The organism is Pseudomonas sp. LAIL14HWK12:I1 (assembly GCF_003202095.1).
Lineage (GTDB): Bacteria > Pseudomonadota > Gammaproteobacteria > Pseudomonadales > Pseudomonadaceae > Aquipseudomonas > Aquipseudomonas monteilii.
The window spans coordinates 381,097-395,923 of record NZ_QJKG01000004.1; the positions used below are offsets into that span (position 1 = coordinate 381,097).

At 63.4% G+C, this 14,827-nt stretch carries 11 protein-coding genes; 4 read left to right on the forward strand and 7 right to left on the reverse strand.

Features of this window, described 5'->3' with window-relative positions:
- Positions 1 to 3: 3 nt before the first annotated feature.
- From pdeM to D906_RS13765, 7 genes are all read right to left on the reverse strand, one after another.
- The gene (pdeM, locus tag D906_RS13735; RefSeq protein ID WP_025754565.1) at positions 4 to 654 is read right to left on the reverse strand and encodes a ligase-associated DNA damage response endonuclease PdeM; all 651 of its coding nucleotides are present in this window, start codon (positions 652 to 654) and stop codon (positions 4 to 6) included.
- Entirely contained in the window at positions 651 to 3,098 is a 2,448-nt protein-coding gene (locus D906_RS13740; RefSeq protein WP_027615421.1) for a ligase-associated DNA damage response DEXH box helicase, read from the reverse strand. The genes pdeM and D906_RS13740 overlap by 4 nt, the downstream gene beginning before the upstream one ends.
- Before the next feature lie 67 nt (positions 3,099 to 3,165).
- Positions 3,166 to 4,281, reverse strand: a complete 1,116-nt coding sequence (locus tag D906_RS13745) for a succinylglutamate desuccinylase/aspartoacylase family protein (protein WP_019096567.1) — start codon at positions 4,279 to 4,281, stop codon at positions 3,166 to 3,168.
- A 99-nt stretch (positions 4,282 to 4,380) separates the two neighbouring features.
- Positions 4,381 to 6,039, reverse strand: a complete 1,659-nt coding sequence (locus D906_RS13750) for an ATP-dependent DNA ligase (protein ID WP_025754563.1) — start codon at positions 6,037 to 6,039, stop codon at positions 4,381 to 4,383.
- Entirely contained in the window at positions 6,036 to 7,052 is a 1,017-nt protein-coding gene (locus tag D906_RS13755) for a ligase-associated DNA damage response exonuclease (RefSeq protein WP_025754562.1), read from the reverse strand. Before D906_RS13755 ends, D906_RS13750 begins: the two co-directional genes overlap by 4 nt.
- A gap of 107 nt (positions 7,053 to 7,159) precedes the next feature.
- On the reverse strand, positions 7,160 to 9,601 hold the full coding sequence (locus D906_RS13760) for a penicillin acylase family protein (protein ID WP_025754561.1): 2,442 nt from the start codon (positions 9,599 to 9,601) through the stop codon (positions 7,160 to 7,162).
- Between the two features lie 103 nt (positions 9,602 to 9,704).
- The gene (locus tag D906_RS13765; RefSeq protein WP_025754560.1) at positions 9,705 to 11,045 is read right to left on the reverse strand and encodes a PLP-dependent aminotransferase family protein; all 1,341 of its coding nucleotides are present in this window, start codon (positions 11,043 to 11,045) and stop codon (positions 9,705 to 9,707) included.
- A gap of 171 nt (positions 11,046 to 11,216) precedes the next feature.
- On the opposite strand from D906_RS13765, the gene D906_RS13770 reads away from it, so the two are divergent.
- Genes D906_RS13770 through D906_RS13785 form a run of 4 tightly spaced genes read left to right on the forward strand, consistent with a single transcriptional unit; the run spans position 11,217 to position 14,822 of the window.
- Entirely contained in the window at positions 11,217 to 11,930 is a 714-nt protein-coding gene (locus D906_RS13770) for a serine O-acetyltransferase (RefSeq protein WP_025754559.1), read from the forward strand.
- Positions 11,927 to 12,715, forward strand: coding sequence for an alanyl-tRNA editing protein (locus D906_RS13775; protein WP_019096571.1), 789 nt, complete (start codon positions 11,927 to 11,929; stop codon positions 12,713 to 12,715). The genes D906_RS13770 and D906_RS13775 overlap by 4 nt, the downstream gene beginning before the upstream one ends.
- Positions 12,712 to 13,923: an MFS transporter gene (locus tag D906_RS13780; RefSeq protein WP_016713768.1), complete on the forward strand. Its 1,212-nt coding sequence runs from the start codon at positions 12,712 to 12,714 to the stop codon at positions 13,921 to 13,923. Before D906_RS13775 ends, D906_RS13780 begins: the two co-directional genes overlap by 4 nt.
- Entirely contained in the window at positions 13,920 to 14,822 is a 903-nt protein-coding gene (locus D906_RS13785; RefSeq protein ID WP_025754558.1) for a pyridoxal-phosphate dependent enzyme, read from the forward strand. Before D906_RS13780 ends, D906_RS13785 begins: the two co-directional genes overlap by 4 nt.
- Positions 14,823 to 14,827 lie beyond the last annotated feature (5 nt).

A 14,827-nucleotide genomic window follows, 5' to 3' on the forward strand; every position in this document is an offset into this window, starting at 1 on the left:
CCGTTACAGCGGCCAGACCCGTCCTGCGCCAGCCAGGTATACCCGGCTGGTGCTGGATGGCGCGATCTTCCAGCCGCCGGTGAACTCACCGAAAGCCGGCAGCAGGCTGACGTGAGCGTCGATCAGGAAGCATGGCAGTCGCAGGCGCTGGCGAGCCGTGCCGCGCAGCACAAAAACCGGGTGCACATGGCCGGCCAGCACTGGGTAAGCCGGGTGAGGCGTTGGGTCGTGTTGTAGCGCGAAAGGTTCCAGTATCCAAGGCTCATCCTTGACTTCAATGCGAAGCGATGCAGGTGGATCGCCGGCGTTGCGATCATGATTGCCGCGTATCAGCACAATATTCATCTGCGCGTGGCGCTGCCGCCACGCATGCAGCCTGGCCAGCGTTGCAGGCGCCCGGGCAGTGCGTGCATGGAGGAAATCCCCGAGAACGATCAACTGGTCGCAGTCATGGGCTGCCAGCAAGGCATCCAGCCGGGCGAGCGTCGCGTCTGTGGTACCACGCGGTACAGGTTGGTGCAGGGCACGATAGCTGGCAGCCTTGCCGATGTGTACGTCGGCCACCAGCAATGCTCGGCGCCTGGGCCAATAGATGGCCTTGTCGGCAAGCAGCCAGAGCACCTGGCCTGCGTGTTCGATGGGCTGGACATTCATGCCTTACCTGCCGCTTGTTCCAGTTCTGCAACCATTCGCGCAATCCGGTCTGCAAGCTTCTCGGTGCTCAGCGTCTCGCGCATGCCCTCTACCAGTAAAGCGAACGCCAGCGGTCCCGGTCGCTTCAATACCTGCAGGTCCAGCTTCAGGCTGGCCATTTTCAGCAATTGCCGACGCAGCCGCTCGATCTCCAGCTCCTCGCCCAGCACTTCGTCCCGTGCCTGGCCGAGTAGCAGGTTACCGGCGTCATGCTTGCGAAACACCTCATAGAACAGCCCGCTGGATGCCTGGATCTGTCGAGTGCTCTTCTGTGCCGCCGGGTAGCCGCCAAACACCAGCCCGGCAATCTGGGCAATTTCGCGAAAACGCCGCAGTGCCATTTCCCCTGCATTCAGGCTGGCCAGCACATCTTCCAGCAAGTGCTCGGTACCCAGCGCCTTTGGCAGGTGCGTTGTCCAGTCCACCGGCGCAGGGCTGAGCAGTTCGAACCCGTAGTCGTTGACGGCAATCGATACCGACAGCGGTTGTACGCGGCTGACCCGCCAGGCAATCAGGTTGGCCAGGCCCAGGTTGGCCAGGCGCCCGGCAAAGGGGTACAAGAACACGTGCCAGCCCTGGCGCGACTTGAAGGTCTCGGCCAGCAGCGTGCCGGTGGTTGGCAACGCCGACCACTGTGCCTGCAACGCCAGCAGCGGCCGCACGGTTCGCATCTCCGGGCCGTCAAAGCGGCCATGGGCCGCAGAATCGAGTTGCTCGACCAACGCGTCGGCCAGTTCGCTCGATAGCGGCATGCGCCCACCGTTCCAGCGTGCCACCGCAGCCTTGCGCGCGGTGCTGCGGCGCACATAGGCGGTCATGTTTTCCACGCGTACCAGTTCCAGCACCCGCCCGGCAAACACTAGCGTGTCGCCGGGACGCAGGCGGGCGATGAACGCTTCTTCGACACTGCCCAGCGTCTTGCCCCCGCCGCCCTTGCTCCAGTATTTCAGTTGCAGGTTGGCGTCGCTGACGATGGTGCCGATGCTCATGCGGTGGCGCCGTGCCAGGCGTTCGCTGGCAACCCGGTAAACGCCGTCGGGCCTGGGCTCGACGCGCTGGTAATCCGGGTAGGCGGAAAGTGAACTGCCACCGTGGCAGACGAAGTCCAGCGCCCACTGCCACTGGCTGTCGCGCAACGCGCGGAAGGCCCAGGTGCTGCGAACTTCGGCCAGTAGCTGCTTGGGTCGAAAACCACTGCCCAAGGCCATGCTGACCAGGTGCTGCACCAGCACGTCCATGCACAGTTGCGGCGAGTAGCGGGCTTCGATGTGCCCGGCTATCAGTGCCTGTCGGGCTGCAGCTGCCTCCACCAGTTCCAGGCTGTGGGTAGGCACCAGGGTGATCCGCGAGCGCCGCCCCGGTGCGTGCCCGGAGCGCCCGGCGCGTTGCATCAGGCGGGCGATGCCTTTGGCCGAGCCGATTTGCAACACCCGTTCCACGGGTAGAAAGTCCACGCCAAGGTCAAGGCTGGACGTGCAGATCACCGCTTTCAGGCTGCCCTGTTTGAGGCTACGTTCCACCCAGTCGCGGGTATCGCGGGCCAGCGAGGCATGGTGCAGGGCAATCAGTCCGGCCCAGTCAGGGCGGGCTTCAAGCAGGGCCTGGTACCAGAGCTCGGCCTGGGCACGCGTGTTGGTGAACACCAGGCAACTGGCACTGGCCTCGATTTCCTGGCTGACCTGGTCGAGCATCTTCAGGCCCATGTGCCCGGCCCAAGGGAAGCGTTCGATCGCTGTTGGCAGCAGGGTATCGACTTGCAGCGCCTTGTCCTGTCGGCCCTGTACCAGCAGGCCGCCTTGCGGCAGCAGAACGTCCAGCGCATGTTGCAGGTTGCCCAGGGTGGCGGAGAGGCCCCAAGTCGGCAGGCCTGGATGCCAGTGGCGCAGGTGGGCCAGGGCCAGCTGCAGTTGTACCCCACGCTTGTTACCCAGCAGTTCGTGCCATTCATCCACCACTACGAGCCGCAGGGTGGCGAAATCTTCGCGGGCCTGTGCGCGCGTCAGCAGCAGCGTCAGGCTCTCGGGTGTGGTGACCAGCACACTTGGCAGGCGCCGAGCTTGTCGGGCTCGTTCTGCGCTGCCTGTGTCACCGCTGCGTACCCCAACGCTCCACGGCAGCGCCAGTTCATCCACGGGCACCTGCAGGGCGCGTGCGGTGTCGGCGGCCAAGGCACGCATGGGCGTCACCCACACCACCTGCAATGGCACCGGTTGGCTGCCTTGGGGCTGGGTCTTGAACGCACGAAGCGCGGCGAGCCACACGGCGTAGGTCTTGCCGGCCCCGGTACTGGCGTGCAGCAGGCCGGACTCGCCGCGCGCCACAGCTGCCCAAACGCGGCGCTGGAAAGCGAATGGCTTCCAGCCACGCCTGGCAAACCAGGCATTGGCGAGGTCGGTGGCGGGCATGAGGCAAGTGGTCCTTTGAAGGCTGTGCTTCTACAGACCGCCCGCCACGTGCAATGGTTTTACCGAATCAGTTGCCCAGCAGGTAGCCACTGCGACATACCTGCTCGCCAGCAACATGAGCGATGACCATGCCAGAAGTGGCCATGCGCCTTACGCTGCGGGCATACAGCAGGCCCGGTTGGCTGTTGCGCACTGCCGTTACCCGGTCACTGAGCGGGTCGATGACTTCGGCAATCAAGTGCCCAGCTTCCAGGTGCTGTCCGGGTATGGCGTGATACACCAGCAACCCGCCCAGCGGCGTCACTACCGGTTCCACTGCAGCCAGCGGCGTGGCCGGGCTGGGCAAGGGCGGCAGGGCAGGGCTGGCGCCTTCGATAACGCCTGCGTGGGTAAGGAAGTCGAGTATCGCCTGGCAGTCTTTGCTGGCCAGGTCATGGCTGACATCGGCCTGGCCGCGCAGTTCGACAGTTACCGAGCAGCAGCCCAGCGGGATCGGGAAGCGCTTGCCGAAGCGTTGCTGCAACTGCCACCAGACCAGGCTGAAACATTCGTCGAACGATTGCCCGCCCGAGTCGGTGGCCAGCAGGCTGGCCTGGGCGCCCAGGTAGCGGGCCAGCGGCTCGATGTGTGGCCAGGCATCGGGTGTGGTGTACAGGTGTTCAACGGCTTCGAAGTCGCAGTGCAGGTCCAGCACCATGTCGGCATCGCAGGCCAGGCGCTGCAGGATCAGGCGCTGGGCTTGCAGCGGTGTGCGGGCCGGGTGCGCGTCCAGCCCACGCCGCAGGTATTCGCGGATCAGCTCGACGTTGTGCGCCGGGTTCTGGGTCAGGTGCTCTTCGATCTGATCGCCGATGCTGTCCGACAGGTCGACGAAGTTGCGGTTGAAGTTCTCGCCACTTTGCAGTTCGAAGCGCCCCAGCGGCGCATCCAGCAGCACTTGCTCCAGGCCGACCGGGTTGGCCACCGGCACCAGTATGATCTCGCGCTGCAGGCGGCCTTGTTCTTCCAGCGCTATCAGGCGGCGCTTGAGGTGCCATGCCACCAGCATGCCGGGCAGTTCGTCGGCATGCAGGGAGGCCTGGATATAGACTTTGCCGCCACTGCGAGGGCCGAAGTGGAAGCTGTGCAACTGGCGGGTGATGCCCGGAACGGGAGAGAGCAGGTCGTGGGTTGAATGGTGCATGGTGGTCCTGGATGCGTGGCGAATACGGTCTGCGACACAGGTCGGCACACTGATAGAAGCATAGTTTTCAGCGTTGCGCCTCAATGGGGGCGCGACCTTTCAGGCCAGCAGTGCCTGCAAGGAGGCCAGGTCATCCGCCTCTTCCACCGGCTTGTCCAGCCGCCAGCGCAGCATGCGCGGAAAGCGCACGGCAATACCGCTCTTGTGGCGCCTGGACAAGGCAATGCCTTCGAAGCCCAGTTCGAACACCAGCGTAGGCGTTACGCTGCGTACCGGGCCGAAGGTTTCCACCGTGGTCTTGCGGATAATGGCATCGACCTTGCGCATTTCTTCGTCACTGAGCCCCGAATAGGCCTTGGCAAAGGGTACCAGTGCTCGCCCCGGAGTGCCGGCCGGTGCGTCCCACACGGCGAAGGTGTAGTCGCTGTACAGGCTTGCACGCCGACCGTGGCCGCGTTGGGCATAGATCAGTACGGCATCGACGCTGAACGGGTCGATCTTCCACTTCCACCAGGTACCCATATCCTTGGTGCGCCCCACACCGTAAAGGGCCTCGCGCTGCTTGAGCATCAGGCCCTCGACACCCAGGCTGCGCGACTGTTCGCGCTGGTGGGCAAGGTCGGCCCAGTCCGGACCTGTCAGCAGCGGCGACAGCAGCACGGGGGCAAGCGGGTGCGCATCGACCAAGCGTTCCAGTTGGCTGCGGCGCTCGTGCTGCGGCCGGTTGCGCCAGTCTTCGCCTTGCCACTCCAGCAGGTCGTAGGCCTGCAACACCACCGGTGCGTCGGTCAGCAATTTCTTGCCCAGCGTTTTGCGCCCCAGGCGCTGCTGTAGCAGGGAAAAAGGCTGCACGGCCAGTTCAGCCCCTGTATCACCTGGTTTCCAGACCAGAATCTCGCCGTCGAGCACCACACCATCGGGTAGCGTCTGCGCCAGGCTGTGCAGTTCGGGGAAGCGCTCGGTCACCAGCTCTTCGCCGCGCGACCACACCCAGAGCTGGCCCTCGCGCTTGACCACCTGGGCGCGAATGCCGTCCCACTTCCACTCGATTTGCCAGTTGCTTGGCGGCCCGAGCAAAGTATCGAACTGGTCGGTAGAGGCTTGTAGCGGGTGGGCCAGGAAGAATGGGTAGGGCTGGCCGCCACGCTGGCGATGCTCATCGGCGGACTCCGGGGCGATCAGCTTCTGGTAGCTGGCTGCGGTAGGGCGATGGCCAATATCGGTGTAACCGACCAGGCGTTGGGCCACGCGCTTGGCGTCCAGCCCGGCCAGTTGCGCCAAGGCGCGGGTGACAAGCAACTTCGATACGCCCACGCGAAAACTGCCGGTGATCAGCTTCAGGCACAGCATCAGGCTGGGGCGATCCAGCTGCGCCCAGAGCGGCTGCAGGCGCTGCTGAACCTGCTCAGGCGGTAGTCCGCGCAGGGGCAGCAAATGCTGCTCCACCCAGATGGCAAGGCCTTCATCGCTGCCATCGGCGTGTATGGGTAGCAATAGCGAAATGGTTTCGGCCAGGTCACCCACTGCCTGATAGCTTTCTTCGAAGAGCCAGTCTGGCAACCCGGCCTGAGCCGTTGCCTGTGCGCGCAACACGCGAGTGGGCACCAGCTGGCGCGGGCGCCCGCCGGCCAGAAAGTACACGGCCCAGGCGGCATCCTCGGCGGGGGCATTGGCGAAATAGTCGCGCAGTGCCTCAAGCTTGGCGTTGCTGGATGTGGTCGCATCCAGGCGCAGGTACAACGTGGCGAAGGCTTTCATGGTGTGGGTTCGGCAGTGACGACGTCGTCTTCGTCGCCGTATTCGGTGACGAAGGCGCGGGCATCGAGGCCTTGTTCGTTGAGGTAGCGCACCAGCACGTTGACCGAGCCGTGCGTGACCATCACCCGTTCGGCGCCGGTCTGGCCAATTGCCCACAGCAGCCCGGGCCAGTCGGCATGGTCCGAGAGGACGAAGCCCCGATCCACACCGCGCCGCCGGCGGGTGCCGCGCAGTAGCATCCAGCCACTGGCGAAGGCATCGCTGTACTCGCCGAAGCGGCGCATCCAGCTACTGCCGCTGGCTGACGGGGGCGCCAGGATCAGCGCTTGGCGCAGCAGTGGGTCGTTGCGCGGTATGTCGCCGGCATAGAGGGTTTTCGGCAGGTGGATACCGGCGTCCCGGTACACCCGGTTGAGCGGCTCGACGGCGCCGTGCACGAGGATCGGGCCGATGCTGGCGTCCAGCCCATGCAAAATCCGCTGAGCCTTGCCGAAGGCATAGCAGAACAGCACGCTGGCCTTGCCCTGTGTGCTGTTGGCCCGCCACCAGGTATTGATGTCGGCGAACACCTCAGCCTGGCTGGGCCAGCGATAAATGGGCAGGCCGAACGTCGATTCGGTGATGAAGGTGTGGCACTGCACGGGTTCGAAGGGCGTACAGGTGCCATCGGGCTCCACCTTGTAGTCACCGGACGCGACCCAGACTTCACCCTGGTACTCCAGGCGCACTTGTGCCGAACCCAGCACGTGCCCGGCCGGGTGCAGGCTCAGGGTCACCCCATGGTGAAGCAGGCGCTCACCGTAGGGCAGGGTCTGCAAATCGATGCCCTGGCCCAACCGGCTACGCAGAATGCCAGCACCGGGGCTGGCGGTCAGATAATGGCCATTGCCGGTCCGTGCATGGTCACCGTGGCCATGGGTGATCACGGCGCGGTCCACGGGCCGCCAAGGGTCGATGTAGAAATCACCGGGTGGGCAGTAGAGGCCTTCGGGGCGGGCGATGACAAGGTCCATGGCGCGGGCGCTGGTTTGGAGTTACCAGTTAGGAGCCATGCAGGAGAAAGGAAGTTCGACTGGAAATGGCTGGGGCTGCAATGCAGCCCCAAAACAGGCGATGCCCGTTATTTGCCAGGCACCAGCGTGAGTCGTTGGTTGCCATACGCCCGCCCGAAGTTCTGTTGCTGCAGCGGCAGGCTCATGAACCGGCCTTTCAACCAGGCATCCAGCCCGTCGCTGTAGTGCGCGCTTGCCGGGTTACCGGACTGGCCGCTGCTGGTCAGCACCTGCAACGGTTCGGCCTGGCCGAAGTCTACGATCATCCGCGCCGAGGCCGGCAGGCGGGTGTCGAAGTCGCTGCCCCAGGCGTATGGCGTCAGGGCGAGGGTGGTGAAGTCGCCACCTGCAGCCAGCGGTGAGCGGCTGATGGCTTCGCCCAGGCCATGGTAGGCCGGTGCTGGCCAGCGGTACTGGTGCAGCTTGCCCCATTGCCAGGCGCGGCGGTCGGCGCCCAGTTGCGCGATCCCGGCGTCCATTGCTCCCGCCAGGCTGCGGGCGAGAATGGCAGGCTTGTCTTCTTTTTGTGGGGTGTTGCGGTCATCCCAGAACGGGCTGTCGTCGCGGCCCAGCAGGTGATCGGCCTGGGCCGAGAACGACAAGCGGGCATTGCTGACGAACGCCTGCCAGGCAGGGCCGGATTCCGGGCCCAGGTCGTCGAGGAAGGTCTGCCGCGTTACCTCCTGCAAGAACAGCTCGTACAGCGCGGCATCCGCTGACACCGGGCTCAGTCGGCCATCGAAGGCCTTGAGCCGGGCCAGTGTGTCGCGGGCCTTGTCGCGTTGTGCGGCAGGCAGGGCGTCGATCGCCTGCTTCAGTGGCTGGGCCATGCCGGGGGCGTCGAACATCTGCTTGAGCTTGTCGGCCAGCAGGGTTACCTGGTCGTTCTGCAGGGCCATCAGGCTGCGGCTGTCGTGGCGGCCATTGCCGGCCAACTGGGCCAGGCGTTCGGCGCGTTCGGGGTAGTACCAGGTGCTGGACAGCTGCATGCCGTAGCCACGCGGCAGGCTGCGCTGGTTGGCGTGGCCGATCCAGCCAGCAGGCGGGTCCTGGTCATACGGGTGCAGCATCGGGTCGGCATAGCCGTCCCAGTCGTAGCGCCCGTCCCAGCCCGGCGAGGGCAGCAGGCCCTGGCCTTCGCGGCGGTTGGGGTAGTGGCCACTGACTTGCCAGCCGATGTGCTCCGGCTCGGCGAAGACAAAGTTGAGGGCCGCGGCGGTCACTTCGCGGGTACTGTCGAAGGCGCGTTCCACGTTCCTGGCCCGGGTCAGGTCGAACAGTGCATCCAGGCTGCGGTCGCCCTTGAACTGCGGCAAGTTCAGCGCCAGGCCCAGGCTGGCGTTGTCTGGCTGGGCCAGCAGGGTGCCGTGGCGGGTGTCATACATCACCTCGCGCAGCGGGCGCTGGCCTCGGACGAAGAACGTTTCGCTACGGGCGCGGGCCGGCAGCCATTTGCCGTCGGCCAGGTAGCTCAGCTGGCTGCCTTGACGACGCAGTTGTTCCAGGAACAGGTCCTGGTTGTCGGCCATCACGGCGCTGCTGCTCCAGGCCAGTTTGCCGTTGTAACCGGCCAGCACGATCGGCAAACCCGGCAACGACAGGCCGGCAACCTGGTACTTGCCGGTGTGAATCTGTACCGGGCTCAGGGCCCAGGTAGCGCGGCTGTCGCTGGCCAGCAGACTCTTGCCACTGCGGCTGCGCTGCGGGGCCAGGGCCAGGTTGGCCGAGCCCGGGCTGCCGAGCAGGTCGAGGTCGGCCAGTTTCTGGCTGGCGGCCGCCAGCGCTGGCAGGCCCGGCAGCTGGCTGGCCAGGTTCAGGCCCTTGAGCTTGTCCACCTCGCCTTCGGCCAATGGCTCGTCCGGGGCGCCAGGCAGCAGCCAGGCCAGTTTGTCGCTGCCGGCTTTCTGCGCCAGGGTCAGGGCACTCAATTCTTCCTGCAGGTTCACCGATTGGCGGAACGCATACAGGTTGAAGATCAGTGCCGAGTCTTCGGGCTTCCAGTATTCCGGGCGATAGCCACTGCTGGCCAGGCCGGCCGGCAGCTTGTCGCGGTAGCGGAACAGGTAGGCGTTGACCCCGCGTGCGTACACTTCGAAAAAGCGCTTGAGCCGTGGCGATGCGTCGGCGTACTGCTGGGCGGCGCTTTGCTTGAGGTTGGCCGCGCGCATCAAGCGGTCGATGTCCAGCGCTTCGCTGCCGGCCAGTTCGGCCAGACGGCCTTGGGCCAGCAGGCGCATGGCGACCATCTGCTCGATGCGGTCACCGGCATGCACATAGCCCAGGCTGAACAGCGCATCATGGAAGCTGCTGCTTTCGATCAGTGGCGCACCCATGGCATTGCGGCGTACTGAAACATTCTGCGCCAGGCCCTTGAGCGGCTGCACGCCACTGGTCGGTGGCACGCTGTCCTGGTAGCCGCCCGTCTGGCAGCCGGCCAGCCCGAGCATGCCGAGCAGCGTGGCAGCGGTTGCGAACCGCGGGCGGAAGGGAGGAAAGGCGGGGGCGGCCATGACAAGGGCTCCTGCAAGGCGTGGCGGGTTTCGAAAGGCGCTAAGGTAGTAAGCGCGCAGGCGCCATGCAAGGTCCCAGGTCGGTTTATTTGCCAGCGCTGCCTCAAACGTTGAAGTGGTCTGCCAACGTCTCGGAAAAGTGCGTGCAATTGATGCGCGCATAGCGCCGGTAGTCACGGGTGACGGCGAACGCCGAGCCGGGCATCAGCAGAATCTTGTTTTGTTCCAGTTTGCGCACCAGGGGTTGCAGGTCTGGCAGGTCCGGGTGGTAGACCCAGAGGAACATCCCCCCTTGCGGTGCGATTTCAAACTGCCAGCCTCGCTCGATCAGAAGCCGCTGGGTCTGGACCTGCTGCCTGATCAGGCGCTGCTGCACATCATTCATGTGCCGGGCATAGGTGCCATCCGACAATATGGTGTTGACGAAGCGTTCGCAAAACGCCGGGACGGCAACACAGGTCAGCAGTTTCAGGCGTGTCAGCGGTTCGATCAGGTCGTGTGAGCAGGCGATGAAACCCACGCGTAGCGATGCGGACAGGCATTTGGAGAAACTGCCGATGTAGATAACCCGGTCAAGGTTGTCCAGCTCGGCAAAGGTCTGGCGTACGGCCGGGCTGAAGTCGCCATACACATCGTCCTCGACCACGAAGAACTCGTGCTCTACCGCCAGGCGCAGGACACTGAAGGCGTTGTGCGGGCTGATGTTGCTGCCGGTCGGGTTGTGGAAGGTGCTGTTACAGAAAAATGCCTTGACCTTGTGCCCGGCCAGGTAGGTTTTCATCTCTTCCACGTCTGGCCCGTCCTGGGTTCGCCGTATGCCGACAACGTGCCCGCCCGCCAGCTGGATCAGCTTGATCAGGTTGCCGTTACCCGGCTCGTCGACGAAAACGTGGTCGCCTGGCTTGATCAGCAGCCGCGCAACCAGGTCAAGGCCTTGTGTGGCGCCCAGCGTGGTCAGCAACTGGTTGGGGCGGACATCGACACGGGTCAGCCGTTTCATGTGTACGCACAGCTGTTTGCGCATGGGCAGGTAGCCCTGGATGTCGCCGTATTCGGCCAGCGAGCTTTGCTCCAGCCGCGCCGTGCGGCGAATGGCCTTGGCCAGCAGCTCGGTGTCACGCCAGGCGGGGGGGAGCCAGCCGCTGCCCAGCTTGGTGTAGTGCTGGCCGCCTTGCAGCAGCTTGAAAAGCGGGTCGCCCGCCATGCATTCGGGCTCGTGGATCACACTGGTTTGCCGTGACCGGGTCGCGACGAAGTAGCCCCTGCCCGGCGAAGCGGTCAACACACCTTCGCTGACCAGCTGGGCGTAGGCCGAAACAACGTCGTGGTAGCTGAAGTCGACTGCAGCTGTCAGTTTGCGGATGGAGGGCATGCGCTGCCCGGGCAGCCACTCCCCTGCATCCAGGCGTTGTCTTAACTGGTGATGAAGGCTGCGGGTGTTCATGGCAGGTCTCAAACCGTTAGAAAAAAAAGCCTAACAGTTAACGGAAATGCTTGTCGACTGTTCGTTTTCAACTGGCCAGTACATGCCACTATTCCCTGGTCGGAAGTGTTGGTTGCCCGCAAAGGCAGCACCTTAAGCGTCTGTTCAACCAGACAACTGGATATTGAGCCCATGCACTCTATGGATATGCAATCAGCCGTCATTGCCAGGCTACCTGTGCCTGATGAACCGGAAACTTTCAAGGTTGTAAGGAACCTTGTTACATCGGCGCTATTGGAGTGTTGTTCAGTTGATGAATTCGAAGCGTTTAAAGAAACTTCGGTTATTCAGTGTGTCACCGAACAAGCCCATGCCGATTTGCAGGCCTTTGCCCTGAAAGATCCGGCAGCTGGCCGCGACCTGGTATTCATTGCAAGAACGTACACCTCTTATTCTGCCGTTCTGCATTATCGGCTCGCCCATTGGATCTACAACAATACCGCTGCTGCCTATGGTGCCGGCGGTCAATGCCTGGCGGCCATGATCTCCAGGCGCGGCAAAATGCTCTCCGGCGCGGAAATCCACTTCCGCAGCCGTATTGGCGCACGCTTCATCATCGATCACGGCATGGGCACCGTCATAGGCGAAACCTCGACCATTGGTGACGATTGCTACGTGCTGGGCGGCGTCACCCTTGGCGCCCGCGGTATCAGCGGCAACCCTTCAAGCCCCAGGCACCCGACCTTGGGCAACCGGGTACAAATCGGCGCGTTCGCCAGTGTGCTGGGCGCTATCCACGTCGGTGACGGCGCATTTATCGGGCCGGGCTGCATTATTACCAAAGATGTTCCAGCGGCTGCCCGGGTACAGGTTAAAACATCATTGCAGGTGGTACTGGAACCATGAACACTCTGAACTATGAAGTGTTACGCAATACCGAAAAGCTGTATTACAAAGACCAGTATCTGGCCGGCGTTGATACGCAAGTAACACGCGTGCACAGTGATGGCATTGAATTGCAGAGTACCGTGGCTTACCCGGAGGGCGGCGGCCAGGAAGCAGACTTCGGCACCATTGAATTACCGGTGGGAACTGTGCGCTTTGTCTGGGTGAAAAAACTGTATGGCAGCCCGATTCGCCTAGAAGGTTTCAAAGGTGGAAAACTGGGCGGCATCATTATTCACAGCCTGCACCCTGATGACCTGCACCTGCTGGATGACGTCACGCCAGGCATGCCGGCTCGCATCACCATCGATATTGAACGGCGCGAACGGCTGACGCTGTCTCACAGTGCCAGTCACTTTCTGTATGCCGCTGCGATCGGGCTGCGTGAAGAGCTGCAGCAATGGACCATCGGCTGCCACATCAAAGAGGATTCGGCACGTTTCGACTTCCTGGTCGAGGACGCTTTCACGGCCGAAGAGGTGGTTGAAATAGAACGGCGGGCCAACGAACTGATCGGCTTCGATGCACCCATCGAGCACTACGCGGTCGAGGGCCTGGAAGACGCACGTTTGTGGACCTACAACGGCATCGAAATTCCGTGCGGTGGCACACACCTCGATTCACCGGGGCGTATAGGGCGCCTGAGCGTCAGGCGCAAACGCCTGGGCAAAGGTAAGGAACGGCTGATCTGCGCGTTTCCCGATGCCGAAATCGACCTGTCCACCTACCACGGGCACGCACTATGAACAGCACGTTACCGCGGCGCACGTACCTGTATTTCACCGCACAGTCGATCAACCTGACCACAGCGGTCATGTCCGTGACCATGGCCGCCATTGTCGGCGCGGCGCTGGCGCCTGATGCCGCGTGGTCCACGGTGCCGTACGGGTTTCAGTTTCTGAGCCTGATGCTGGCAACCTACCCGGTCTCCAGGCTGATGAGCCGCATCGGCCGCAAGAAGGCCTTCATGCTGGGCGCAATTCCGTTGGCATTGTCGGGTGTCAGCGGCTTTCTGGCGGTGGAGCACCAGCATTTTGCAACGCTGGTACTTAGCCATTCTGCGTTGGGTGTGTATATCGCCTTCGCCAACTTCAACCGCTTCGCGGCCACCGACAATCTGTCTCAGGCCCTGAAACCCAAAGCCCTTTCGCTGGTTGTGGCGGGGGGCGTCATCGCCGCGGTGGTCGGGCCGACGCTTACCGAGTGGCTGCGTGATGTGGGCGGCTATCCACTGTTTTCGCTGTGTTATGCCGCGTTTGTCGGCCTGGCGCTGCTGTCACTGCTGATTGCCCTTTGCCTGCCAGACGATGGCGGTGTGACCAGCACGGTCAACAGCGCCGCCCAGTCGGCCCGCCCACGCACCGAGCCGTTAAGCCCGAGTGTGGTGGTGGCAATGGGCGTTGCTGCACTGAGCTACGGGATCATGAACCTGCTGATGATCCAGGCCTCGATGCACATGAAACACATGCACGAGGACTTCTCGGACGTACGCCTGGCGATCCAGTGGCATGTGATTGCCATGTTTGCCCCGTCGTTCTTCACCGGTGCGATCATCCAGCGGTTGGGTATCAGGACCACCATTTGCGCGGGCCTGGCCCTGCTGATCGGCTGCTCGGCCCTGAATATCTGGTCGCACAGCTACGCCATGATGACCTTGGCACTGATTGCCCTCGGGCTGGGTTGGAACCTGACGTATGTAGGCGGCGGCGCCTTGCTGGCCCAGTCGCTGCAGAACAGCCCGGCAGCGATGCAGATGCAGGGCAAGAACGACCTGGCCATTGCCATCTTCGCCACCCTCGGCGCGTTCAGCCCTTCGCTGTTGCTGAGCACGGTCGGCTGGGATGGCACCAACGCCATCTGCATGGCCCTGTGCATCGGGCTGCTGGTTGCCACTGCCGGCCTGCTGCAGAACAAGACCTGCCTGCATACTTCAATGGAAGGTAGCCGCAAATGAGCGAGCTCATCAGTGTCAGCGATCGCATCTATACCAAGCTGGAAATGAACAACCCTGGGGGAAGCCACAAATACCGAGCGGCCCGGCGCATCGTCGAGCATGCCGTACGCAATGGCGACATCATTCCCGGTGTGACAACCGTCATCGAGAAAACCGGTGGCAGTTTCGGCTTCGGCTTGCTGGCGGCCTGTCACAAGTACCAGGTCGCCGTGGAGCTGGCGGTCGGGCTGAGCTTCAGCCAGACCAAGCGGGATTTGCTCGAGTGTTTCGGTGCGCGGCTGATCGGCAAGGAAATGTTGATGGCCGGTGCCACCCCCAAGGATGTGGTCATGCACCACCTGGATAACCAGGCCGCGTTGGGCAAGTCATACTTCTATACCGACCAGTTCAACAACCCGATGGGTATCGACGCCCATCGTTACCAGACGGCCAGCGAGCTGGCCGTGCAACTGACCAACGCCGGGGCAGGGCGGGATGTCCTGTTTGTTGGCTGTGCGGGTACGGGGGCAAGCTTCACGGGCATTACGCTGGGGCTGAAGGATCACGGTTTCGAGGTGTCGACGGTGTTGGTCGACCCCAGCGGGTGCGACTCAAGGGCGGGTGTGTTTGCCGACCACCGCTTCGAAGGCATGGCAGTGGGGGTTTGCCCGCCTTTCATGGACTGGTCGCTGGTGGACGAGCGGGCCCAGGTGCAACACGCAGAGATGCTGGCTGCGCAGCGCTGGTTCTACATGCAAAGTGGCATTTTCGTGGGCAATACCGCTGCCGCCTGCCTGGCCGTTGCTCAGCGCATGGCCCAGCACCCGCGGTATGCCGGGACCACTGTGGTGACCATCGCCTATGACGCCGGCCTGTGGTACCAGGACCTGCTGGGGGCGACACGGCGCAAGGCCGCCTAGGCCAA

Bases quoted from the DNA above. Each gene is read 5' to 3' on its own strand.
- pdeM (WP_025754565.1), bottom strand. From the start codon at position 654: ATGAATGTCCAGCCCATCGAACACGCAGGCCAGGTGCTCTGGCTGCTT.
- D906_RS13740 (WP_027615421.1), bottom strand. From the start codon at position 3,098: ATGCCCGCCACCGACCTCGCCAATGCCTGGTTTGCCAGGCGTGGCTGG.
- D906_RS13745 (WP_019096567.1), bottom strand. From the start codon at position 4,281: ATGCACCATTCAACCCACGACCTGCTCTCTCCCGTTCCGGGCATCACC.
- D906_RS13750 (WP_025754563.1), bottom strand. From the start codon at position 6,039: ATGAAAGCCTTCGCCACGTTGTACCTGCGCCTGGATGCGACCACATCC.
- D906_RS13755 (WP_025754562.1), bottom strand. From the start codon at position 7,052: ATGGACCTTGTCATCGCCCGCCCCGAAGGCCTCTACTGCCCACCCGGT.
- D906_RS13760 (WP_025754561.1), bottom strand. From the start codon at position 9,601: ATGGCCGCCCCCGCCTTTCCTCCCTTCCGCCCGCGGTTCGCAACCGCT.
- D906_RS13765 (WP_025754560.1), bottom strand. From the start codon at position 11,045: ATGAACACCCGCAGCCTTCATCACCAGTTAAGACAACGCCTGGATGCA.
- D906_RS13770 (WP_025754559.1), top strand. From the start codon at position 11,217: ATGCACTCTATGGATATGCAATCAGCCGTCATTGCCAGGCTACCTGTG.
- D906_RS13775 (WP_019096571.1), top strand. From the start codon at position 11,927: ATGAACACTCTGAACTATGAAGTGTTACGCAATACCGAAAAGCTGTAT.
- D906_RS13780 (WP_016713768.1), top strand. From the start codon at position 12,712: ATGAACAGCACGTTACCGCGGCGCACGTACCTGTATTTCACCGCACAG.
- D906_RS13785 (WP_025754558.1), top strand. From the start codon at position 13,920: ATGAGCGAGCTCATCAGTGTCAGCGATCGCATCTATACCAAGCTGGAA.